This window comes from Brevundimonas sp. Leaf363 (genome assembly GCF_001424025.1).
In the GTDB taxonomy this organism is placed as follows: Bacteria; Pseudomonadota; Alphaproteobacteria; order Caulobacterales; family Caulobacteraceae; genus Brevundimonas.
On sequence record NZ_LMPZ01000002.1, the window covers coordinates 1,026,763 to 1,047,401 of the forward strand.

The 20,639-nt window shown below is 68.5% G+C and carries 25 protein-coding genes; 16 read left to right on the top strand and 9 right to left on the bottom strand.

The features are described from left to right. Positions 1-6: 6 nt before the first annotated feature. The 3 genes from trpC to ASG17_RS08115 are packed head-to-tail and all read right to left on the bottom strand — an operon-like array spanning position 7 to position 2,405. Positions 7-792, bottom strand: a complete 786-nt coding sequence (trpC, locus tag ASG17_RS08105; protein WP_056101572.1) for an indole-3-glycerol phosphate synthase TrpC — start codon at positions 790-792, stop codon at positions 7-9. Then, positions 789-1,814, bottom strand: a complete 1,026-nt coding sequence (trpD, locus tag ASG17_RS08110; RefSeq protein WP_056101575.1) for an anthranilate phosphoribosyltransferase — start codon at positions 1,812-1,814, stop codon at positions 789-791. The genes trpC and trpD overlap by 4 nt, the downstream gene beginning before the upstream one ends. After that, on the bottom strand, positions 1,815-2,405 hold the full coding sequence (locus tag ASG17_RS08115) for an aminodeoxychorismate/anthranilate synthase component II (protein ID WP_056101576.1): 591 nt from the start codon (positions 2,403-2,405) through the stop codon (positions 1,815-1,817). It abuts the gene before it with no gap. A gap of 86 nt (positions 2,406-2,491) precedes the next feature. Between ASG17_RS08115 and ASG17_RS08120 the strand changes: the two genes are divergently transcribed. After that, positions 2,492-2,692 (top strand): hypothetical protein, encoded by a 201-nt coding sequence (locus ASG17_RS08120; protein WP_056101579.1) that lies wholly within the window; start codon positions 2,492-2,494, stop codon positions 2,690-2,692. A gap of 4 nt (positions 2,693-2,696) precedes the next feature. Here the strand turns inward: ASG17_RS08120 and accC are convergent, their stop codons facing one another. The 3 genes from accC to aroQ are packed head-to-tail and all read right to left on the bottom strand — an operon-like array spanning position 2,697 to position 5,062. Beyond that, a complete protein-coding gene (gene accC / locus ASG17_RS08125) occupies positions 2,697-4,043 on the bottom strand; it encodes an acetyl-CoA carboxylase biotin carboxylase subunit (RefSeq protein ID WP_056101582.1) in 1,347 nt (448 codons plus the stop codon). A 9-nt stretch (positions 4,044-4,052) separates the two neighbouring features. After that, complete coding sequence (gene accB / locus ASG17_RS08130) at positions 4,053-4,571, bottom strand: acetyl-CoA carboxylase biotin carboxyl carrier protein (protein WP_056101585.1); 519 nt, start codon at positions 4,569-4,571, stop codon at positions 4,053-4,055. A gap of 38 nt (positions 4,572-4,609) precedes the next feature. Further along, positions 4,610-5,062, bottom strand: coding sequence for a type II 3-dehydroquinate dehydratase (aroQ, locus tag ASG17_RS08135; RefSeq protein WP_056101588.1), 453 nt, complete (start codon positions 5,060-5,062; stop codon positions 4,610-4,612). 98 nt (positions 5,063-5,160) lie between these two features. On the opposite strand from aroQ, the gene thiS reads away from it, so the two are divergent. The 4 genes from thiS to ASG17_RS08155 are packed head-to-tail and all read left to right on the top strand — an operon-like array spanning position 5,161 to position 7,462. Then, positions 5,161-5,358 carry a sulfur carrier protein ThiS gene (gene thiS / locus ASG17_RS08140; protein WP_056101591.1) on the top strand — a complete coding sequence of 66 codons (198 nt, stop codon included), beginning with the start codon at positions 5,161-5,163 and terminating at the stop codon, positions 5,356-5,358. Between the two features lie 44 nt (positions 5,359-5,402). Beyond that, on the top strand, positions 5,403-5,627 hold the full coding sequence (locus ASG17_RS08145; RefSeq protein WP_056101594.1) for a hypothetical protein: 225 nt from the start codon (positions 5,403-5,405) through the stop codon (positions 5,625-5,627). A 1-nt stretch (position 5,628) separates the two neighbouring features. Then, positions 5,629-6,639: an SPFH domain-containing protein gene (locus ASG17_RS08150; RefSeq protein ID WP_056101597.1), complete on the top strand. Its 1,011-nt coding sequence runs from the start codon at positions 5,629-5,631 to the stop codon at positions 6,637-6,639. Positions 6,640-6,685: 46 nt separating this feature from the next. Further along, the gene (locus ASG17_RS08155; protein WP_369796676.1) at positions 6,686-7,462 is read left to right on the top strand and encodes a thiazole synthase; all 777 of its coding nucleotides are present in this window, start codon (positions 6,686-6,688) and stop codon (positions 7,460-7,462) included. A gap of 113 nt (positions 7,463-7,575) precedes the next feature. Here the strand turns inward: ASG17_RS08155 and ASG17_RS08160 are convergent, their stop codons facing one another. Then, positions 7,576-8,370: a polysaccharide deacetylase family protein gene (locus ASG17_RS08160; protein ID WP_056101602.1), complete on the bottom strand. Its 795-nt coding sequence runs from the start codon at positions 8,368-8,370 to the stop codon at positions 7,576-7,578. Between ASG17_RS08160 and ASG17_RS15780 the strand changes: the two genes are divergently transcribed. The 4 genes from ASG17_RS15780 to ASG17_RS08180 all read left to right on the top strand — a co-directional run bounded on the left by ASG17_RS15780 (position 8,369) and on the right by ASG17_RS08180 (position 12,137). Next, on the top strand, positions 8,369-8,980 hold the full coding sequence (locus tag ASG17_RS15780; RefSeq protein ID WP_235560386.1) for a DUF3224 domain-containing protein: 612 nt from the start codon (positions 8,369-8,371) through the stop codon (positions 8,978-8,980). The genes ASG17_RS08160 and ASG17_RS15780 overlap by 2 nt on opposite strands. A 71-nt stretch (positions 8,981-9,051) precedes the next feature. Beyond that, a complete protein-coding gene (locus ASG17_RS08170; RefSeq protein ID WP_056101606.1) occupies positions 9,052-10,785 on the top strand; it encodes a hypothetical protein in 1,734 nt (577 codons plus the stop codon). 80 nt (positions 10,786-10,865) lie between these two features. After that, positions 10,866-11,621 (top strand): RluA family pseudouridine synthase, encoded by a 756-nt coding sequence (locus ASG17_RS08175; protein ID WP_056101609.1) that lies wholly within the window; start codon positions 10,866-10,868, stop codon positions 11,619-11,621. Positions 11,622-11,642: 21 nt separating this feature from the next. Then, positions 11,643-12,137, top strand: a complete 495-nt coding sequence (locus ASG17_RS08180) for a hypothetical protein (protein WP_056101611.1) — start codon at positions 11,643-11,645, stop codon at positions 12,135-12,137. A 52-nt stretch (positions 12,138-12,189) separates the two neighbouring features. On the opposite strand, the gene ASG17_RS08185 is transcribed toward ASG17_RS08180, so the two are convergent. Further along, positions 12,190-13,335, bottom strand: coding sequence for a hypothetical protein (locus ASG17_RS08185; RefSeq protein WP_162238782.1), 1,146 nt, complete (start codon positions 13,333-13,335; stop codon positions 12,190-12,192). Positions 13,336-13,561: 226 nt separating this feature from the next. Between ASG17_RS08185 and crcB the strand changes: the two genes are divergently transcribed. The 5 genes from crcB to ASG17_RS08210 all read left to right on the top strand — a co-directional run bounded on the left by crcB (position 13,562) and on the right by ASG17_RS08210 (position 18,771). Then, the gene (crcB, locus tag ASG17_RS08190; protein WP_056101617.1) at positions 13,562-13,948 is read left to right on the top strand and encodes a fluoride efflux transporter CrcB; all 387 of its coding nucleotides are present in this window, start codon (positions 13,562-13,564) and stop codon (positions 13,946-13,948) included. Continuing rightward, positions 13,945-14,940 carry an RluA family pseudouridine synthase gene (locus ASG17_RS08195; protein WP_056101619.1) on the top strand — a complete coding sequence of 332 codons (996 nt, stop codon included), beginning with the start codon at positions 13,945-13,947 and terminating at the stop codon, positions 14,938-14,940. The genes crcB and ASG17_RS08195 overlap by 4 nt, the downstream gene beginning before the upstream one ends. Continuing rightward, a complete protein-coding gene (locus ASG17_RS08200; protein WP_056101622.1) occupies positions 14,937-16,406 on the top strand; it encodes a putative 2OG-Fe(II) oxygenase in 1,470 nt (489 codons plus the stop codon). Before ASG17_RS08195 ends, ASG17_RS08200 begins: the two co-directional genes overlap by 4 nt. After that, positions 16,403-17,161, top strand: coding sequence for an ATP12 family chaperone protein (locus ASG17_RS08205; protein ID WP_056101625.1), 759 nt, complete (start codon positions 16,403-16,405; stop codon positions 17,159-17,161). Before ASG17_RS08200 ends, ASG17_RS08205 begins: the two co-directional genes overlap by 4 nt. Positions 17,162-17,238: 77 nt before the next feature. Continuing rightward, positions 17,239-18,771 (top strand): acyl-CoA carboxylase subunit beta, encoded by a 1,533-nt coding sequence (locus tag ASG17_RS08210; protein ID WP_056101629.1) that lies wholly within the window; start codon positions 17,239-17,241, stop codon positions 18,769-18,771. On the opposite strand, the gene ASG17_RS15475 is transcribed toward ASG17_RS08210, so the two are convergent. After that, positions 18,766-19,680 carry a hypothetical protein gene (locus ASG17_RS15475; RefSeq protein WP_156367777.1) on the bottom strand — a complete coding sequence of 305 codons (915 nt, stop codon included), beginning with the start codon at positions 19,678-19,680 and terminating at the stop codon, positions 18,766-18,768. The genes ASG17_RS08210 and ASG17_RS15475 overlap by 6 nt on opposite strands. A gap of 79 nt (positions 19,681-19,759) precedes the next feature. Between ASG17_RS15475 and ASG17_RS15995 the strand changes: the two genes are divergently transcribed. Together ASG17_RS15995 and ASG17_RS08220 are read left to right on the top strand one after the other, a co-directional pair. Then, positions 19,760-19,906, top strand: coding sequence for a hypothetical protein (locus tag ASG17_RS15995; protein ID WP_200935043.1), 147 nt, complete (start codon positions 19,760-19,762; stop codon positions 19,904-19,906). A 207-nt stretch (positions 19,907-20,113) separates the two neighbouring features. Beyond that, positions 20,114-20,461, top strand: coding sequence for an endonuclease domain-containing protein (locus ASG17_RS08220; RefSeq protein ID WP_200935044.1), 348 nt, complete (start codon positions 20,114-20,116; stop codon positions 20,459-20,461). Positions 20,462-20,639: the final 178 nt, after the last annotated feature.

The following is a 20,639-nucleotide window of genomic DNA, read 5'->3' on the forward strand; positions in this document are numbered from 1 at the left end:
CCGGCCTTAAGCCAGCAAAGCGCGTGTCGCCGCCTCGACATCGACCTGTCGCATCAGGCTTTCGCCCACCAGAATCGCGCCCGCACCGGCCGCGGAGACGGTCGCCACATCCTCAGGCGTGAACAGGCCGCTTTCGGCGACCAGCAGGGCGTCCGCCGGCGCCATGGGGGCCAAGGCCGCCGTCGTCGCCAGATCGACCTCAAAGGTCCGCAGCGAGCGATTGTTGATCCCGACCAGGTCGCCGCCCAGTGCGACGGCGCGGGCCATCTCATCGGCGTCGTGCGTCTCGATCAGGGCGTCCATACCGAACCGCCGTGCCTCGCTGAGCAGCTCTGCGGCCAGGGCGTCGTCGATCATGTCGAGGATGATCAGGATGCAATCGGCGCCCAGCGCCCGGCTCTCGGCCACCTGCCAGGGATCGACCAGGAAATCCTTGCGGAGGCAGGGCAGGGCGGTCGCCGCGCGCGCCGCCACCAGAAAGGCGTCGTCGCCCTGGAAGCTGGGGCCGTCGGTCAGCACCGACAGGCAAGCCGCGCCGCCGCGCTCATAGGCTTGGGCCAGAATCGGCGGGTCGAAGTCGGCGCGGATCAGGCCCTTGGACGGGCTGGCCTTCTTGACCTCGGCGATCAGGGCGGGACGGCGGCCAGACTTGGCCAGCAGCGCGTCGCGGAAGCCGCGGGGGGCGGACGCCTCTCTAGCGGCGGCCTCGACCACGTCTTGCGATCGCGCGGCCTTCCGGGCGGCGACGTCCTCGCGCTTGTAGGCGGCGATGCGTTCGAGAACGTCGCTCATTGAATCGGCTCCTGGCCGGTGATCCTGACCAGCGCATCGAGCGAGGCGAGCGCCTTGCCGTTGTCGATGACCCCGGCGGCCATCGTGGCCCCCTCGGCCAGAGTCTGCGCCTTGCCGGCGACGATCAGGCCGGCGGCCGCGTTCAGCAGCACCACGTCGCGATAGGGACCGGTGGCGCCGTGCAGCAGTGCGCGCAGGGCCTCGGCGTTCTCCGCCGGCTCGCCGCCGCGCAGGGCCTCAATGGAGACGGTCTCGACGCCGATGTCCGACGGGGTGACGGTAAAGCGACGCACGCCGCCGTCCTTCCACTCGGCCACCTCGGTGACACCCGTGGTGGTCAGTTCGTCCAGCCCCTGGCCATGCACGGTCCAGGCGTGAACGGCGCCCAGTCGGCCCAGCGCCTCGGCCAGCGGTTGCAGTAGCACGGGGTCATAGACGCCCATCAGCTGGCGTCGTGCCCGCGCCGGGTTGGACAGCGGCCCGACCATGTTGAAGACGGTGCGGAAGCCCAGCTCGGCGCGCACCGGGGTGACGTGGCGCATGGCGCTATGGTGGCTGGGCGCGAACAGGAAGGCGATGTTGGCCTGGTCCAGCGCCTGGCGCTGCTGCTGCGGCGTTGCGGCCAGATTGACGCCCAGCGCCGCCAGGACCTCGGAGGAGCCGGACTTGGAGCTGAGCGCCCGGTTGCCGTGCTTGGCGACCTTCACACCCGCGCCGGCCAGCACCAGGGCCGCGGCGGTCGAGATGTTATAGGTGTGCTGGCCGTCGCCGCCGGTGCCGCAGGTGTCGACCACATCATAGGGGTGTTCCAGCGTCAGGGCCGCGTCGCGCATGGCGCTGGCGAAGGCGGCGATCTCCTCGACCGTCTCGCCGCGAAGGCGCAGTGCGGTCAGGGCGGCGGCGACCTGGGCGGGCGTGGGCTCGCCGCGCAGGCAGGCGGCCATGAAGTCCGAGGCCTCCTCGGCGCTCAGGACCTGACCCTCGGCCAGCTTGCCGAGCAGGGGTTTGAAGGCGGCTGACATTTACGCGGCCGCGAGCCGCCGGACGCCGGCCAGATCGAGGAAGTTGGCCAACAGGTCGTGGCCATGCTGGGTCGCGATCGATTCCGGGTGGAACTGTACACCGTGGATCGGCCGGGTCCGGTGGGCGAGGCCCATGATCTCGCCGTCGGCGGTCCAGGCGGTGACCTCCAGCACGTCCGGCAGGGTTTCGCGCTTCACAGCCAGCGAGTGGTAGCGTGTCGCTGTGAAGGGCGAGGGCAGGCCCGAGAACACGCTGTTTCCATCGTGCTCGATCGGGCTGGTCTTGCCGTGCATCAGGGCCTTGGCGCGGATGACGTCGCCGCCGAAGGCCTGTCCGATCGACTGATGACCCAGGCAGACGCCCAGGATCGGCATGTCGAGCGGGGCGGTCGCGATCAGCGGCAGGCAGATCCCCGCCTGATCCGGCGCGCACGGTCCGGGCGACAGCAAGACCGCATCCGGCTTCAGCGCCCAAGCTTCCTCGACGCTCAGATCGTCGTTGCGCACGACATGCGTCGGCGCGCCCAGTTCCGCCAGATAGTGGACCAGGTTGTAGGTGAAGCTGTCGTAGTTATCGACCACCAGGATCATGGTTCGACCTCTACGCCGAGCGGTCGCACTCGCCAAGCGCGGAGCGCGGTAAGCGATGATTAACGGACTGGCGCTGAGATGCAGACATGTCCCGCTTCGACGATTCCGTGAGCCAGGCTCGCATACTGTTGCTGGAAACCGAGCCGAAAGGCGCGTCCGGAGTGGGCGTCCTGGCCGCCGGCGCCGTGGCCGCCATGGCGGCCGTGCTGCTGGCCGGGGTGGTCATCCTCGGACCGGGCGTCGCGCTGGACCAGCCCGCGCCGACGCCCGCCGAGGCGACCTTCTAGGGCTTCAGCCCGCCCGCTTGGCCTGCCATTTCTCGAGCCAGTGGATGTCGTAGTCGCCCGACAGGATGTCCGGCTCCTGCAAAAGCTTCTGGAACAGCGGGATGGTCGTATCGATGCCGCCCACGACCATTTCGCCCAGGCTGCGTTTCAGTCGCGCGATGCACTCCTCGCGGTCGCGGCCGTGCACGATCAGCTTGCCGATCAGGCTGTCGTAATAGGGCGGGATCGAATAGCCGGCGTAGATCGCGCTATCCAGCCGCACGCCCAGGCCGCCCGGCGCGTGGAAGTCGTTCACCGTGCCCGGCGAGGGGGTGAAGGTGTCCGGGTTCTCGGCGTTGATCCGAACCTCGATGGCGTGGCCCTCGAAGTGGATGTCGTCCTGGGTAAAGCTGAGCGGCAGTCCGGCCGCGATCCGCACCTGTTCGCGCACCAGATCGACGCCGGTGATGGCCTCGGTCACCGGGTGCTCGACCTGCAGGCGGGTGTTCATCTCGATGAAGAAGAATTCGCCGTCCTCCCACAGGAACTCGATGGTGCCGACGCCCAGATAGCCGATGGCGGCGATGGCCTTGTTGACCGTTTCGCCGATCTGGCGACGGCCCTCGGCCGACAGGGCGGGCGAGGGGGCCTCTTCCAGCACCTTCTGGTGACGGCGCTGCAGCGAGCAGTCGCGTTCGCCCAGGTGCACGACGTTGCCGTGGCTGTCGGCGATGACCTGGATTTCGATGTGGCGCGGCTTCTGGAGATAGCGCTCCATATAGACCGCGCCGTTGCCGAAGGCGGCCTTGGCTTCGGACTGGGCTGTCTGCACGGCCTCGACCAGATCGTCGGGCGTCAGCGCCACCTTCATGCCGCGACCGCCGCCGCCGGCGGCCGCCTTGACGATCAGGGGGAAGCCGATGTCCTTGGACGCCGTGATCGCGTCCTCGACCGTCTCGACCTCGCCCTTGGAGCCGGGAACGACCGGGATGCCCGCGTCCATCACCGTCTGCTTGGCGCTGATCTTGTCGCCCATGACGCGGATGTGCTCGGGCTTGGGCCCGATGAAGGTCATGCCGTGCGCTTCCACGATCTCGGCGAAGCGCGCGTTTTCGGACAGGAAGCCATAGCCCGGGTGGATGGCCTGGGCGCCCGTGATCTCAGCCGCCGCGATGATCGAGGGGATGTTCAGATAACTCTTGGCCGCCGGCGCTGGGCCGATGCAGACGCTCTCGTCGGCCAGCCGCACCCACATGGCGCCGCGGTCGGCCTCGGAGTGCACGGCGACGGTGGAGATGCCCATCTCCTTGCACGCGCGATGAATGCGCAGGGCGATCTCGCCGCGGTTGGCGATCAGGACCTTGGTGAACATGGCGGCGCCCTAGGCTTCGAGCAGGACGAGCGGCTCGCCGAACTCGACCGGCTGGGCGTCGCCGACCAGGATGTCCAGCACCACGCCGTCGCGCGGGGCCTGGATCGGATTCATCGTCTTCATGGCCTCGACGATCAGCAGGGTCTGGCCCTTCTTGACCTTGTCGCCCGGCTTGGCGAACTGCGGCGCCTCGGGCGAGGCCTGCAGATAGACGGTGCCGACCATCGGCGATTTCACCTCTTCGCCCACCTTGGCCTTCAGGGCGGCGGGATCGGACGGCATGGCGGCCGGAGCAGCCGCCGCAGCGGCCGCCGGTGCGGCGGCGTGGGCCGCGACGGGCGCAGGGGCATAAGCGACGGGCGCGGCGGCCACGGTCACTTCGCGCGCCACCCGGATCTTCAGATCACCGCGCTCGACCTCGATTTCGGTCAGGTCGGTGTCGTTCAGGATGTCGGCCAGCTGGCGAACCAGTCCGGTGTCGATCTCCGCGACGGGATCGTTCTTCAGAGCCTTCTTGTCGTCGGCCATCGTTGGAGCCTTTCGGTCTTCAGGTTTAGCGAACGGCGTCAGGCCGCAGCGCGTTCCCGGATCAGGGTCACGGCGGCGCGAACCGCCAGGTCATAGCTGTTGACGCCAAAGCCCGACACGATCCCCGTCGCCACCGGCGACACATAGGATTGATGCCGGAAACTCTCGCGCGCCAGCGGGTTTGAGAGGTGGCATTCCACGATCGGAATGCTGAGAGATTTGAGTGCGTCCAGAAGCGCGACCGAAGTGTGGCCGTAGGCCGCCGGGTTCAGCACCAGTCCGGCCGCCTCGCGTCCCGCCTCGTGGATCCAGTCGATCAACTGGCCTTCGTGATTGGTCTGGCGAAACACGACCGCCAATCCGCCGGCGGCCGCCTTCGCCACGTTTTCCGCGTCCGCCAGCGTCGCCGAGCCATAGATGGCGGGCTCGCGCGTTCCCAACAGGTTGAGGTTGGGGCCGTTCAGGACGTAGAGGACAGGGCTGTCGGGCATTCGCTCGGAATCGGCGCTGATCCACCGGGATCGGGCGCGCCTTTTAGCGGACGGGCGGCGTGGGTCAAACCACGACACCGTCAGAGGCCTCGTTGCATATGCATCTTCAGATCAACGGCGAACCCCGCACCATCGACGCCACGACCATTCTGGACCTCGTCCACGCTTTGTCTCTGGACCCCCGAAAGGTCGCCGTGGAGCGCAATCTGGAGATCGTGCCGCGCAGCCTGCACGGTGAAACGGCGTTGGCGGACGGCGACCGGATAGAGATCGTCCAGCTGGTCGGCGGGGGGTGAAACCGTCGGTTGCGCCCGGCGCGCGCGCGGGTGATGGTCCCCGCATGGGGAGAGACATCAGAATCGGCCTGATCACCGCCGCCGGTGTCGTGGGACTGCTCAGCGCCCTGTTCGTGCTGATGCGCTACGCCGTGCCGATGGTGCTGTCGCTGCGCTTTAGCGCAGCGCTGGTCGCCGGCTGGGCCGTCGCGGTCGCGGGCGTGCTTCTCATCGTGTGGCTGGCGTGGCGGCTGTGGTCGTGGATCGCCACGGCTCTACGGAGGGGATGAGATGAGCAGCATCGGAACATATGGCGGCGACCGCTCCATCGGACGGATCATCGCCATCGTGATCGCTGTCATCGTGCTGCTGGGCACGCTGCTGATCTCCGTTACAAGCTGCAGCGTGACCGTCGAGAGCGGCTACATGGGCATCAAGACGACTAAGTTCGGCTCGAACCCTGGCGTCCAGCGCGCCGAACTGGGCCCGGGCTTCCACTGGGAAGGCGTGGGCGAGAAGATCCGCACCTATCCGACGCTGCAGCGCACCTACAGCTATACCCGCGAGCCCAACAGCGACGGCGGGGAGAATGAGGAGATCACCTTCTCGGATGTCCTCGGACTGCCCATGACCGCCGACGTGGCCCTGACCTTCCGTGTTCGCGAGGACAAGGCGGCTGATCTCTACGCGACCTGGCGCCAGGAGTTCGGCGACTTCATCGACGGCCCCCTGCGCACCTCGACCCGCGCCGCCATCGCCCGCGAGACCGAGCGTCTGCCGGTGGCGTGCAGCGCCGTCCAGCCCGACACGACCCCAGGACCCATCCCGGGCGACGCCGCGCCGGCCGCCCCAACGGTCGCCGACTGTCCCGGACAACTGATCGGCCCCGGGCGTCAGATCGTGCTCCAGCGCGCCATGCAGGCCTTGCAGCGCGAATGGGCCCCGCAGGGGCTGGAGATCAGCCGCATGGAATGGGTCGGCTCGATCCGTTATCCGGAGAGCGTGCTGCAGGCCATCCAGTCGCGCACGACGGCCGAGCAGAATACCCGCGCGGCCCTGGAGCGAGTCAATCTGGAGCGCGCCAACGCCGAGGCCCGCATCGCCCAGGCGCGCGGCCAGGCCGAGGCCAACCGACTGCTGGCCGAATCCATCCGATCGAACCCCGAGGTGGTCCGCCTGCGAGAGATTGAACGCACCCTCGGCCTGTGCCCGCTCAGCGCAGACACCTGCGTCATCGGCCAGGGGATCAACCTGTCGCAGCTGATCGACGCCAGAAACAGCGCCCAGTCGAACAACCAATAGCGTCCGGCCGGTGGAAATGCCGGCCGGATCGGCCTACCTCGGCCCCATGAGCCAAGCTGACACCTGGACCGTCGCCGGTCGCACTTTCTCGTCGCGCCTGATCGTCGGCACCGGCAAGTATCGCGACTACGCCCAGAACGCCGCCGCCGCCGAGGCTTCGGGGGCCGAGATCGTCACCGTGGCGGTGCGGCGGGTGAACCTGACCGATCCGGGCCAGCCGGTGCTGACCGACTTCCTGGACCCGAAACGCTACACCTATCTGCCCAATACGGCCGGCTGTTTCACCGGCGAGGATGCGGTGCGGACCCTGCGTCTGGCGCGCGAGGCGGGCGACTGGAAACTGGTCAAGCTGGAGGTGCTGGCTGATCCCAAGACCCTGTTCCCCGACATGGAGGAGACTCTGCGCTCGCTGAAGCTGCTGGTCTCAGAGGGCTTCGAGGTCATGGTCTACTGCACCGACGACCCCGTCTACGCCCGCAAGCTGGAGGACGCGGGCGCCGTGGCCATCATGCCGTTGGGCGCGCCGATCGGCTCGGGCCTGGGGGTGCAGAACCCGGTCAACATCCGCCTGATCGTCGAACAGTCCAAGGTGCCGGTGCTGGTCGACGCGGGCGTCGGCACGGCGTCCGATGCGGCCGTGGCCATGGAGCTGGGCTGCGACGGTGTCCTGATGAACACCGCCATCGCCGAAGCGCGCGACCCCGTGCTGATGGCCAGCGCCATGAAGCACGCCGTCATCGCCGGCCGCGAAGCCTATCTCGCGGGTCGCATGAAGAAGCGCCTCTACGCCGACCCGTCCTCGCCGCTGGCGGGGCTGATCTAGCCTCTTCCGCTCATCCCGGCGGAAGCCGGGATCCAGTAAGAGCGACGCGCACCCGGCCGGCCGATCCTTCGTGGCCAAAGAACTGGATCCCGACTTCCGTCGGGATGAGCGGGTTAGTGCGTCGAAGGATGGTCCTTGGCCCAGTCCAGTGCGCCCTGCAGGGTCGTCACCCACACATCCGGATGCGCCTTCAGCCAGTCGATCAGCGCCTGATGCGCTCCCAGCGACACCTGCAGGTGGTCCCCGCCCACGCCGTGGAACAGGAAGACCGCCATGCCCCCGCCCGCCTGGGCGCCCTCGGCGAAGTCGATCAGCTGCGGCCCCGTCACCCCGACTGGAAAGCCGCGCGCCGGTACATGCATCGGGTCCATCGTCCCGACATCGGCCCGCAGGTCGGCCGGCGTGACGTTCACGCCGCGCACATAGGTCACCAGACCGGCCGCCCGCAGCGCCTCCAGATAGTCGACCCCGCCCGCGACGCTCTGCCCGCAAGGCGTCGCCATGCCGTGCGTGGGCCGACCGTCCAGCGCGGTCAGCGTCACGTTCATCTGCTCGATCTCCTTCAGCATCTCGTCGACCGTATAGGCCTCGGATGTGTAGCGAGCGGGCGCGGGGAAGCTGGCGGCCGAGCAGGGATGGAAGATGGTGTGGTTGCCCAGCTCGTGCCCCTCGGCGGCGACGGCGCGCCACCGCTCGATGTCCGCCGGCTTCGGCGCCGACAGGAAGAAGGTGCCCTTGAACCCGGCCGCGTCCAGCGCGGGCACGGCGTGGTCCAGCTGCGACGTGGCCGCGTCGTCATAGGTCAGGACCACGGCCGCCCTGGCCCCATTCGGCCACTCGGTCGCCTGGGCCGGCAGGGCTGCGAGCGACAGCAGCGGGGCGATCAGAAGGGCGAGGACGCGTTTCATGGACCTGACGCTAGACCCGTCCGCCCCCACCCGCCAGCAGAATGAAGGCTTGACCATTCCGTCGGTTCGCGATCAGATGTTCTGGAAATGTTCACGGGAGACGCGGGTGCGGGTTCTGACCCTTCGAGGCTATATGGTCGCCACGCTGGCGGTCATCGTGTTCGCCGCCGCGACCGCCTGGACCTTCGGCCGCGCCCACGCTGAGGAAACGACGATGCGCCACGCGGCCGGTACTTTCGAGGTTCAGCTCATCCCGACGGAGGAGGGCGACACCGCGTCGGGGCTCGGTCTGGGTCGCTACACCCTCAGCAAGACCTTCAGCGGCGGCATGATCGGCGAGGGCAGCGGCCAGATGCTGAGCGGGGGCAACGAGGCGACGTCGATGGGCGTCTATGTCGCCCTGGAACGCTTCGTCGGTCAGATCGACGGGCATGACGGGGCGCTGCTTTTCGCCCACAGGGGCGTCATGGATCCGTCAGGCCAGTCACTGTCGATCGGCATCGTGCCCGGCTCCGGCACGGGTGGGCTGGCGGGCATCGCGGGCGAGTTCGCCCTGCGCGTCGAGGGCGGGGTCCACCACTACGACCTCAGCTACAGTTTGCCGGAATAGCGGACAGAACGCCCTTGGCGCGCGCCGCGACCCGTCGCACAGTGACCGCGGTTCATCGGGGGAGCGGACGGATGCGGGCGATCAAGAGCGGACTTCTGGCGGGCGCGGCCGGGGTGATGATGCTGGGACTGGCGCCGGCGGCGGTGGCCGATGCGACGGCGACGGCCAGCGTTCTGGCCCTGATACAGTCGCCCACCGTCTGCGGCCGGGGCGGCGCCGAGACGGCGGCCCTGCCGACCAGCGAGATCGTCATGGTCGACGGCTTCGGCGCCGAGACCTTCAAGGTCGATACGGCCAACCCGGAGGCCCAGGCCTGGTTCGACCACGGCGTGCGCCTGCGCTGGGCGTTCGAGCACAGCGAATCCGTTCGCGCTTTCCGCAAGGCGCGCGCGCTGGATCCGACGTGCGGCATGTGCGCCTGGGGCGAGGCATGGGCGATCGGGCCGAACATCAACGGCGGCGGCAATGACGCCGATTCGATCCACGCGGGCCTGGCCGCCGCCCGCGACGCCCGCCGCCTGGCGCGTGACGCCACGCCGATGCAGCGCCAGATGATCGACGCCCTGATCCAGCGATATTCCGGGCGCGAGAGCACGCGCGGCGTGCGCTTCGCCCGCACCATGGACCGCATCGCCCGTCGCAATCCGGACGATGTCATGGTCGCCGCCGTGACCGCCGACGCCTGGATGCTGAAGGTCGACGGCGAATGGTTCGACAAGGCCGGCAAGGCGACTGACCCCGGCGTCACCCGCGCCATGACCCTGCTGGAGCACGCCCTGACCGTCGACGCCGACGATCCAGGCTCGATCCATCTGTACATCCACCTGACCGAATGGTCGGACGACCCGCACAAGGCCATTCCTTACGGCGAGAAGCTGGCTCTGTTGGCGCCGGGCGCCAGCCACCTGGTGCACATGCCGTCGCACACCTTCTACCGCGTCGGCCGCTACCGCGACGCCATGATGTCGAACGTCAACGCCGTGGCGCTGGACAAGCGCTACGATGGGCTGGCCAAGCCGCCCGGCGGCCTGCCGGGAATGCGGCTGCATGCTCACAACGTCCACTTCGGCATGGGCGGCGCCCTGATGGCCGGCGGCGCGGTGGAGGGGTTGAAGCTGGCCGACTGGTATATGGCCACCTGGCCGACCCTGACGGCGGCGCCCGGCGCGGCCGAGGATCCGTCGATGCTGTACCGCCAGATCATGGCGGCCGACGCCTACGCCCTTTACGGCCGGTTCGGCGACGCCGCCAAGGTCGCCGGCCTGGCCGAGCCCGACGCCGGTCGCCCGCTGATGCGCGTCGGCTGGCGCTATGCGCGGGGCGAGGCCGCCGCACGACGGGGTGACGCCGCCGCCGTCCGCGCCGAGGCCGCCGCCATCGGCGCGATCCTGGTCCAGAAGCCGTTCAAGGCGCCCATGCTGGACGAGCAGAACGGCTTCGCCGCCCTGTTCCAGAAGGTGCTGGAGGGCCGCGCCGCCATGATCGACGGCGACTGGGCGGCGGCCAAGACCGCCTACGCCGCCGCCGCCGCCATCCAGGCGCAAGGCCCCGAGGGCGGCGATCCGCCTCTGATCTGGTACCCCACCCGCCGCAGCCTGGCCGCCGCCATGCTGGCGGGCGGCGACGCGGCCGGCGCCAAGGCCAAGGTCGAGGAGCTGCTGAAGGACTGGCCGAACGACCCCTACAGCTACCTGATCTTGGCCCAGGCCGAGGCGGCGCTGGGCAACCACGACGCGGCCAACGCGGCCGAGGCCAGGTCGCATATCGAGTGGATCGGCGGCGAACGCCCTCTGGCCCTCGCCTGATCCAGTTGTTCGTGTGCGAGCGGAGGTCTGAGTGAGGATGCTGGTCGCATCCTCACCGATTTCCCTCTAGACGGCCCGGCATGGCCCGCACCCCCCTCGACCTGCCGCCCGAAGAGGCCGCCGCCGTGCGCTCGTGGGCGCTGTTCGAGGATCCGCACGTCCTGGTGCTGAACAAGCCCGCCGGCCTGTCCAGCCAGGGCGGCGGCATCCGCGTCAACACGCTGGACGACCTGCTCTGGGCCTTCATGCGCTCGAACGGCAAACGGCCGGAACTGGTGCACCGGCTGGACCGCGACACCTCGGGCGTCATCCTGGCCGCCAAGACCAAGCCCGCCGCCGGCTTCCTGGGCAAGGCGATCCAGGCCCGCCGCCTGAAGAAGACCTATCTCGCCCTCGTCGCCTCGGCGCCCGAACCCGCCGCCGGCGTCATCACCACGCCCCTTCTGCGCGAGGACATCGGCCGCGAGAGCTATATGCGTTTGTCCACGCCCGACACGCCCGATGCGAAGGCGGCCGAGAGCCGTTATCGCACCCTCAGCCGCTCGGACGAAGGAGCCCTGGTCGAGCTGGAGCCGGTCACCGGCCGCATGCACCAGCTGCGCGTCCACATGATGGGCGCGGGCCGTCCGCTGATCGGAGATGTCCGCTACGGCGGCGCCCTGACCTTCGCCGGGACCGCCGCGCCGCGCCTGATGCTGCACGCCGTGCGCCTGACCTTCCCGCACCCCGAAGGCGGTTCGCGCACCGTCGAGGCGCCGCCGCCCGAGGATTTCCAGGCGCTTATGGCGGCTGCGGGTCTGGTCCTGCCGGAACGAAGCGCCGGGGCCGAACGCTAGACAGGGTGAAGGAGCCCCTCCATGCGCCGTCTCACGCTCACGCTCGTCGCCGCCTCCGCCGCCTTGCTGGCGGCCTGCCAGACAATGGCCCCCTACGGCGCCCAGGCCGGACCGCGCGGGCAGGGCTATTCGGAACAGCGGATCGAGAGCAACCGATACCGCGTCTCGTACAACGGCGTGGGCGACCCGATGGTCAGCGCCGATTACGCACTGCTGCGCGCCGCCGACCTGGCCCTGCAGGACGGCTATGACTGGTTCGAGGTGACCGGCCGCTGGACCGACGGCCGTCCTGACAGCCGTGGCGGCTTGCGCCCGCGCCTGTCCATCGGCGGCGGCTCGACCAGCTGGGGCAGCTACCGTGCGTCAGGCGTAGGCGTCGGCCTCGGCCTGGACATCAGCGGCCCGCAACCGACCTCGACCACGCTTGAGGTCGTGATGGGTCGGGGTGCGACGCCCAGCAACCCGGACGCCTACAATGCGCGTGAGGTTCAACAGGCGCTCAGGGGTGTGAACTGACATCGAGTTCGCTCTCCGCCCAAAGGGCAGAGATCGAACCGCGGACTGAGCCCTACCGCCCCCGCGTCAGCGCGCGGTATTCCACCAGGCGTTCCTTGTCGCGCCGCACCTGATCGGCCACGGCGTTGTCGACGTCCAGCGAGGCGTAACGAACCCAGCCCTCGACCCCCAGCTTGTCCTGCACCGCCGCGACCGGCGTCTGCCACAGGAAATAGCTCATCCAGCTGATGACCAGCGCCAGGATGGCGGCCAGGCCCTGAAGCGCGTGGAACACCAAGGCCTCGCCGGTCGGCGCCGGCTCCAGCACGACGAACAGCAGGCCGATCATCAGCACCAGCGGCGTCACGAACCGCGAGAACCAGCGCATCCAGTACCGCTCGCGCCGCACGCGCCACAGCTCCATCTGGACGAACTTCTCCAGGTATTCCATGCGCGCCCCCAGCCACATGGTCAGGCGCGTCAGGTACAGCGCCCGCTGGCCCCAGCCCTTGCCGTCCATCTGAAACTGGGTCTCGGCCTGATCGGCCATGGCGCGGGCCGAGGTGAACAGGTTCTGCAGCTCGCGCGTCGCCTGCACGATCTCGCGCGACAGCTCGTACGAGTCGTTCTCCAGACGGAAGCGATACTGGATGTAGAGAATCTGCTGCGCGCCGGCGAACACCCCGACGATCGCCGCCATGGCCGCGACGGCCAGCCCCACGCCGATCGGTCCCGACCCGCTCCAGGACGCGAACCAGGTCGGGCCCAACAGGGCCAGCAGGCCCATGCCGATGATGGAGGCCAGCTGCATCGCCCGCTTGGTGAAGACGTGGACGCACAGCGCCCGGAACACCCGGCGACCATAGTCATGGATGTGGCTGCGCAACGGTTGATCGACCGGGAAGCGTTCCTCGATCTGGCGCTGGAACAGCACGTGGAAGCGGTCGGGCTTCCCCTCCGTCTCCCAGAACGGGAAGATATCCAGCGGCTGGTTGAAATACTCGTCGATGTGCGACGACACGACCGCCTCTGAGACCGGGTCGCTGGAGAAATACTCGCTGTCCTGAATGGGGCGCAGGATGCCGTCGGCCGACCGCTCGCTGCGCACGCCGGACGGGGTCACGCCCGGGATCTCGCGGTTGGGGGCGTCCTCTGCACCGGGCGGCGGCGGATTTGGCGCGGCGGTCAGACCCCCCGTCTCCATTGAGATCGTCTCCACCGGTCGCTCGTCGCTCGGAGTGTGATCGGCCATCGAATGCTGTCGCCCCAGTCGCCCCGGCCGTGGACTATGCCCGAAAAGCCGCCCGGCCGCGACGGCTTCCCCCCCGACGCGAACGTGCGGTGTCTCAGCTATCGCCGTTAACCGAAGCCGGCGGCAAGTGAAGTTTCGGTCAGAACCGCGCTCTCCCTCGCCATGCCACGGGCGCGCGGCGTATAGGGCGCGGATGACACGCTTCCTGTTGGTCGGATTGGGCGGCGCCGTGGGCTCCATGGCGCGCTATGGGCTGGGCGTCGCCGCCGGGCGACTGGCGCCGGGCTCGGCCTGGCCGTGGGGGACGTTTGCGGCGAACCTGATCGGAGGCTTGCTGATGGGCCTGTTGGTCGGCGGATTGGCGCTGCGAAGCGGCGAGACGCAGGAAACGCTGCGGCTGCTGGTGGCCGTCGGCGTCCTAGGCGGCTTCACCACCTTTTCCGCCTTCAGCCTGGAGACGGCCCTGATGCTGCAACGGCGCGACTGGGGCCTGGCCGGCGGCTATGTCGCCCTGTCGGTCACGCTGGCCGTCGCGGGCGTGATGGTCGGCCTGTTCCTGATGCGGCGAGCGTTCGCATGAGCGCACAGGTCCAGACCCTTTACGTCGCCGAGAGCGAGGACGGCATCCGCCTGGATCGCTGGTTCAAGCGCCGCTGGCCGCATGTCTCGCACATCCAGGTCCAGAAGCTGGCCCGCAGCGGCCAGATCCGCGTCGACGGTTCGCGCGCCAAACCCGAGGATCGCCTGACCGCCGGTGCCGCCGTGCGCGTACCGCCGATCGCGGAGGCGGACGAACGCACCGCCGCCGACAAGGCCGCCCTGACCCCCAGGGACATCGCCTACGCCAGGTCGCTGGTCCTTTATGAGGACGATCTGGTCATCGCGCTGAACAAGCCCGCCGGCCTGGCCGTGCAAGGCGGCACCAAGACGACGAAGCACGTCGACCGCCTGCTGTCCGCCTGGGGCGAGGGGATGGAGCGGCCGCGTCTCGTCCACCGCCTGGACCGCGACACCTCCGGCGTCCTGCTGCTGGGCAAGGGGCCTGAGGCGGCCAAGCGGCTGGCCGGCGCCTTCGCGCGGCGTCAGGCCAAAAAGACCTATTGGGCCATCGTCATCGGCAACCCCAAGCCGGTCTCGGGCCAGATCGACATGGCGCTGAAGAAGTCGGGCATCAACGACTATGAGATCATGCGCCCGGCCGATCCCAAGGAGAACGGCGCCGAAAGCGCCGAGACCGCCTATCAGACCATCAGCCGCGCCGCCCACCGCGCCGCCTGGATGGCTCTGCGCCCCTTCACCGGCCGCACCCACCAGCTCAGAGCCCACATGAAGGCCATCGGTCATCCCATTCTGGGGGATCCGAAATACGGCGACGCCTTCTCGACCGAACTGTCGGGCGTGCTGAAGCTGCAACTGCACGCCCGCCGGATCGAACTGGACCATCCGTCCGGCGGAACCCTGGTGGTTGAGGCGCCGCTGAGCCCCGAGATGAAGGCCGGCTTCGCCCACTTCGGCTTCGACGAGACCGACGCCGAGGCCGACCCCTTCGCCGGGGTCAAGCGCATCCGATGAGCGACCTGCTGGCCGAGGCGCGCGCGCTGATGGCCCAGGGGCGGGCGGCGGACGCCCTGTCCCGGCTCAAACGCCTGCCCGCCGACGCCCCCGCCGTCGCGCACCATTTCCACAGCCAGGCGCTGAAGGCCGTCGGCCGGATGGAGGACGCCGTCGCGCCCGCGCGCCGGGCCGCCGACCTGTCCCCCACGGGCGTCGCCTACCGCCACAACCTGGCGGCCCTGCTGGGCGATCTGGACCGCAACGCCGAGGCCGAGGACGCCGCGCGGCAGGCTTTGGCCATCGGCGGCGACGCGCCCGAGACCTGGCTGGTGCTGGGCCGCGCCCTGCAGGGCCTGAACCGCTTTGACCAGGCCGACGCAGCCTACCGCGCCGCCGTCCAGCGCCGTCCCGGCTATGCCGACGCCCTGAAGGAGCTGTCGCAACTGATCTGGATGCGCACGGGGGAAGTGAAGCAGGCCACCGCCGAACTGGACGCAGCCATCGCCGCACAACCCGGCGACCCGGCGATACGCATCGTCAAGGCGCGCCTGCTGGACTACGCCGGTCGCCCGGAGGCCGCCTACGCCGCCCTGACGCAGGGTCCGCTGAACCCGGCCGGCGAGCTGACGGCCGCCCAGCTGGCGCTGCACATCGCGCCCGCCCGCGCTCTGGCCCACGCCCGCCGCATCGAAGCGACGGCGCCGACGGCCCATCCCGTCCGCCTGGTCCTGGCCGAGGCGCACCTGGCGCTGGGCCAGCCGGATCAGGCCCTGACCTATCTGGAGGCCCTGTCGGCCGCCACGCCGCTGGACCAGTACGTCATCGCCCTGAGCGCCACGGCCTGGCGCATGACCGGCGATCCCCGATACCCAGCCCTCTACGACTACGACGCCTTCGTCCGCCCCTCGCTGATCGACACCCCGGACGGCTGGCCCGATCTGCCGTCCTATCTGGCGGACCTCAAACGCACCCTGGTCGCCCTCCACGGCCTTAAGACTCACCCCGTCGGCCAGTCCCTGCGCGGCGGATCCCAGACCACGGCGGCGCTGAAGCGCAGCGACGATCCCGTCATCCAAGCCTTCTTCCAGGCCATCGACGGCCCGATCCGCCGCTACATGGACGCGGTGGGGCAGGGGACCGACATCCTCCGAAGCCGCAACACCGGCGCCTACGCCATCGCCGGCAGCTGGTCGGTGCGCCTGCGCCCCAACGGCTTCCATGCCGACCACGTCCACCCGCAGGGCTGGCTGTCCAGCGCCTGCTACATCGACCTGCCGGACGCGGTGGAGGGCTCAGGGAACGAAGGCTGGATCCAGTTCGGCCACCCCGCCATCCCGACGCCGCAACCCCTGCCAGCCGAGCATGTGGTCAAGCCCCAGCCCGGAACCCTGGTGCTGTTTCCGTCCTACATGTGGCACGGCACCATTCCGTTCGGCGGTGACCAGCACCGCCTGACCATCGCCTTCGACGTGATCCCGCAATGAGCCACATCCCGCCCCTCGATCCCATGGTCGCCGCCCGCAAGGGCTTCCGCGAGAGCGAGGAGCGGCTGAAGCGGTTCTGGAAGGCCGTCACCGTCGAGGCCACGGACGGCGGCTTCGTCATCCTGCTGGACGGGCGGGCGCCCAAGACGCCGGCCCACGCCCGTTTCGTCCTGCCGACCGAGGCCGCGGCCCGCATGGTCGCGGACGAGTGGGGCGCCCAGGGCGAGTTCATCGAGCCCGCCGCCATGCCCGCCACCCGCCTGGCCGCCACCGCCATCGACCGCGTGTCGCAGGCGCGCGAGGCGGTGGCCGACGAGATCGCCGCCTACGCCGGCTCCGACGCCCTCTGCTATCTGGCCGAACACCCGCGCGGTCTGGTGGAGCAGCAGGCTCGCGCCTGGACGCCGTGGCGCGACTGGGCGTCCGGCGCGCTGGGCGTCCGGCTGGAGCCCGCCGAAGGCATCATCCACCGCGCCCAGGACCCCGCCGCCGTCGCCCGCGTGCGGGATCTGGCCCTGGCGCTGGACGACTTCGCCCTGACCGGCCTGGCCACCGCCGTACCCCTGCTGGGCAGCGCGGTCCTGGGCCTGGCGGTCCAGCGCGGCGCCCTGACCGGCGAGGCCGCCTTCGACCTGTCCCGCCTGGACGAGGCCTTCCAGGAAGGTCAGTGGGGCGTCGACGCCGAGAACGCCGACCGCACCGAAGCCAGGCGCGCGGAAGCGATGCTGCTGGAGCGCTGGTTCAAGGCCCTCTGACCCGACCCCTGCGATCCGCCCCCGCGCTTGCCTCCCGCCCGCCGCGCCCCTACCCAAGGACGCAAAGGAGCCGGCCCATGCAGCACATCCTCGAGGAACTGGAATCCCGCCGCGAAAGGGCCCGCATGGGCGGCGGCGAGGCCCGCATCCAGGCCCAGCACGCCAAGGGCAAGCTGACGGCGCGCGAGCGGATCGACGTCCTGCTGGACGAAGACAGCTTCGAGGAAACCGACATGTTCGTGGAGCATCGCAGCCACGACTTCGGCATGGAGAAACAGCGCATCCCCGGCGACGGCGTCGTCACCGGCCGCGGCACCATCGGCGGCCGCCTGGTCTATGTCTTCTCCAAGGATTTCACCGTCTTCGGCGGCTCTCTTTCGGGCGCGCATGCGGCCAAGATCGTCAAGCTGCAGAAGATGGCCCTGACCACGGGCGCGCCGATCATCGGCCTGTTCGACGCCGGCGGCGCCCGCATCCAGGAGGGGGTCGAGAGCCTGGCCGGATACGCCGACATCTTCCTGCAGAACACGCTGGCCTCGGGCGTCATCCCCCAGATCAGCGTCATCATGGGCCCCTGCGCCGGCGGCGACGTCTATTCGCCGGCCATCACCGACTTCATCTTCATGGTGCGCGACACCTCCTACATGTACGTCACCGGCCCCGACGTGGTGAAGACGGTGACCAACGAGGTGGTCAGCCACGAGGATCTGGGCGGCGCCAGCGTTCACACCAAGAAGTCCGGCGTGTCCGACGGCGCTTTCGACAACGATCTGGAGGCCCTCAGCGAGGTCCGCCGCCTGATCGGCTTCCTGCCCCTGTCGAACCGCGAGAAGCCGCCGGTCCGCGACAGCTACGACGACCCCGACCGCCAGGAGCCCAGCCTGGACGCCCTGGTCCCGGCCAACCCGAACCAGCCCTATGACATCAAGGAGCTGATCCTGAAGACGGTGGACGAGGCCGATTTCTTCGAGATCGGCGCCGACTTCGCCAAGAACATCGTCACCGGCTTCGGCCGCCTGGACGGCCAGCCCATCGGCGTCGTCGCCAACCAGCCCCAGGTCCTGGCCGGGGTGCTGGACATCGACTCGAGCCGTAAGGCCGCCCGCTTCGTCCGCTTCTGCGACGCCTTCGACATCCCCCTGGTCACCTTCGTCGACGTGCCCGGCTTCATGCCAGGCACGCGCCAGGAATACGGCGCCCTGATCAAGCACGGCGCCAAGCTGTTGTTCGCCTATGCCGAGGCCACGGTGCCGAAACTGACCGTCATCACGCGCAAGGCCTACGGCGGCGCCTATGATGTGATGAGCTCCAAACACCTGCGCGGCGACGTCAACTACGCCTGGCCCTCGGCCGAGATCGCCGTCATGGGCGCCAAGGGCGCGGTCGAGATCATCTTCCGCAAGGAAGCCGCCGACCCCGAGGCCCTGGCGGCCCGCGAAGCCGAGTATAAAGACCGCTTCGCCAACCCCTTCGTCGCGGCCGGCCTGGGCTACATCGACGACGTGATCATGCCGCACGGGACGCGGCGGAGGTTGATCCGGGCGCTAAGGGCTCTGAAGGGGAAGGTGCAGGAGAATCCGTGGAAGAAGCATGATAATATCCCGCTATAGGTCTAGCGTCGGAGCGATGCTGTAAGGCTGGTATTCGACCCCATAGACCCGCTTTACGATCACCCGTTCGCTTATTGGCGCGCCGGATTTGTCGAGCTGGAGCGAGTATTCGCCGTCGATCTTGATTGCGTCTCCAGGCTGGAGTCCGACCTCACGGCTGTGAAAGCGTGCCAGCCAGATTTGATCGGCAATGGTCGCTCTAACAGTCCTGTCGCCGAACTTCAGCTGCCACTGACTTCGGCCGAGGTAGTCCGGCTTTTTCACAGTCAGAAGACTGCCGCGGAGCGGGTGGGTCGTCTCCGATGCGACCTCTACGCCTTCGATTTGGGCGACATCGAGCCGTTGGCTGACATCCATTGCGACGGAGCCGATCGTCGACTCGAAAACGGCGTGGTCGCCATCGGCTAGCATCTCCTTGGCAGTCCCCAACCGCCTAACTGAATCAAGGAGTAGTCCCCGACTAGGGGGGCTATATGCCGGAATTAATCGCACATCCGTCCGGATCGCCTCTTCCGAAATCCGGGCCTCGAGTTCGATGATTTTCTTGGGATTTTCGTCTTCTAACCATTCGATGGCGGCGTACTTTACCCGAACCAGATACGCGCCGATTAGCTGCTTTAAATCGAGGTTTTTGAGTGCCTCGTCATCGACAGATTTGAGTATTGATGTGAACCACGTCCGGAGTGATCCATTCTCGAAACCGAGTATGACAAGCGAAGTTGTGATGTGTCCGTCGATTGAATGAACAGCAGCGCCATCTAGCGCATGAAATGCGTCGGCAAACTGAGCTGCAGACCTGAACAAGGAGCTCGGCGCTTCCGCAAACGGATCGAATTTCAGCAGTAGTGAAAAGCTGGTATCGCTGTCACGCGCGGGAAGGACGGGATTTTCGAAGGTCCGCACGGCCAAAGAACGTCTCCGCGAATCATTGTGCAACACGCAACCATAGGCCTAACGCTCTCCTGACATAACATTGGTGGTTGAGACCATGACCAACCTCCTCTTCCTCTGCTCCCGCAACCGCCTGCGCTCGCCAACGGCCGAGCAGGTGGTCGCCGCCTGGCCGGGGGTGGAGACGGCGTCGGCCGGGCTGGCGCCGGATGCGGCGTCCCTCTCCCAGAGGGAGAGGGCTTGAGGCTCGCAGAGCGCAGCGATGCGCCAAGCCGAAAGGGTGAGGGGTGGGCGATGTCCAATCCTGGCACGGCGGCAGACCCATCCGACCTCCCCGTGCGCAACCGGATAGGTTGTACCCCTCACCCTTTCGCGCAAGACTGATCGCCTGATGGCTCTCAGGCGCTCAAGCCCTCTCCCTTTGGGAGAGGGATCAGTAAGGGGAGGGATGATGGATCGGATCACCTTCGCCAGATCGCTCCGCCAAGCCCAGACGCCAGCCGAGGCCAAGCTCTGGAAAGCCCTGCGAAACGGACAACTCGACGGGCTGAAGTTTCGCCGCCAGCATGACATCAGCCTCTACGTCGTAGACTTCGCCTGCGAGGCCCTGAAGCTGGTCGTCGAACTGGACGGCGGGGTGCATCGGGACGAGGCGCAGGTGGTGAAGGACCTGCATCGCCAGCAGGATCTGGAACAGATGGGTTGGGCGGTGCTGCGGTTCGAGAATGCGCAGGTGACGGGGCGGATGGGCGAGGTGCTGGAGGCGATCCGGGCCTACGCACGAGGCGTTCGAGGGTAGACCCCTCACCCTTTGCCGCTTGGCGCCGCCCTTCGGGTCGCGCCAGAACGACGGCTACCGCCGCCGTGCGCTCAAGCCCTCTCCCTGTGGCAGGGGGCAAAGGCAGCGAAGCGAACTTCAGCGCGCACCAATACGCGAAAAATATCGAGACCAATCAACGGCCGTCAGCTGAAATAGC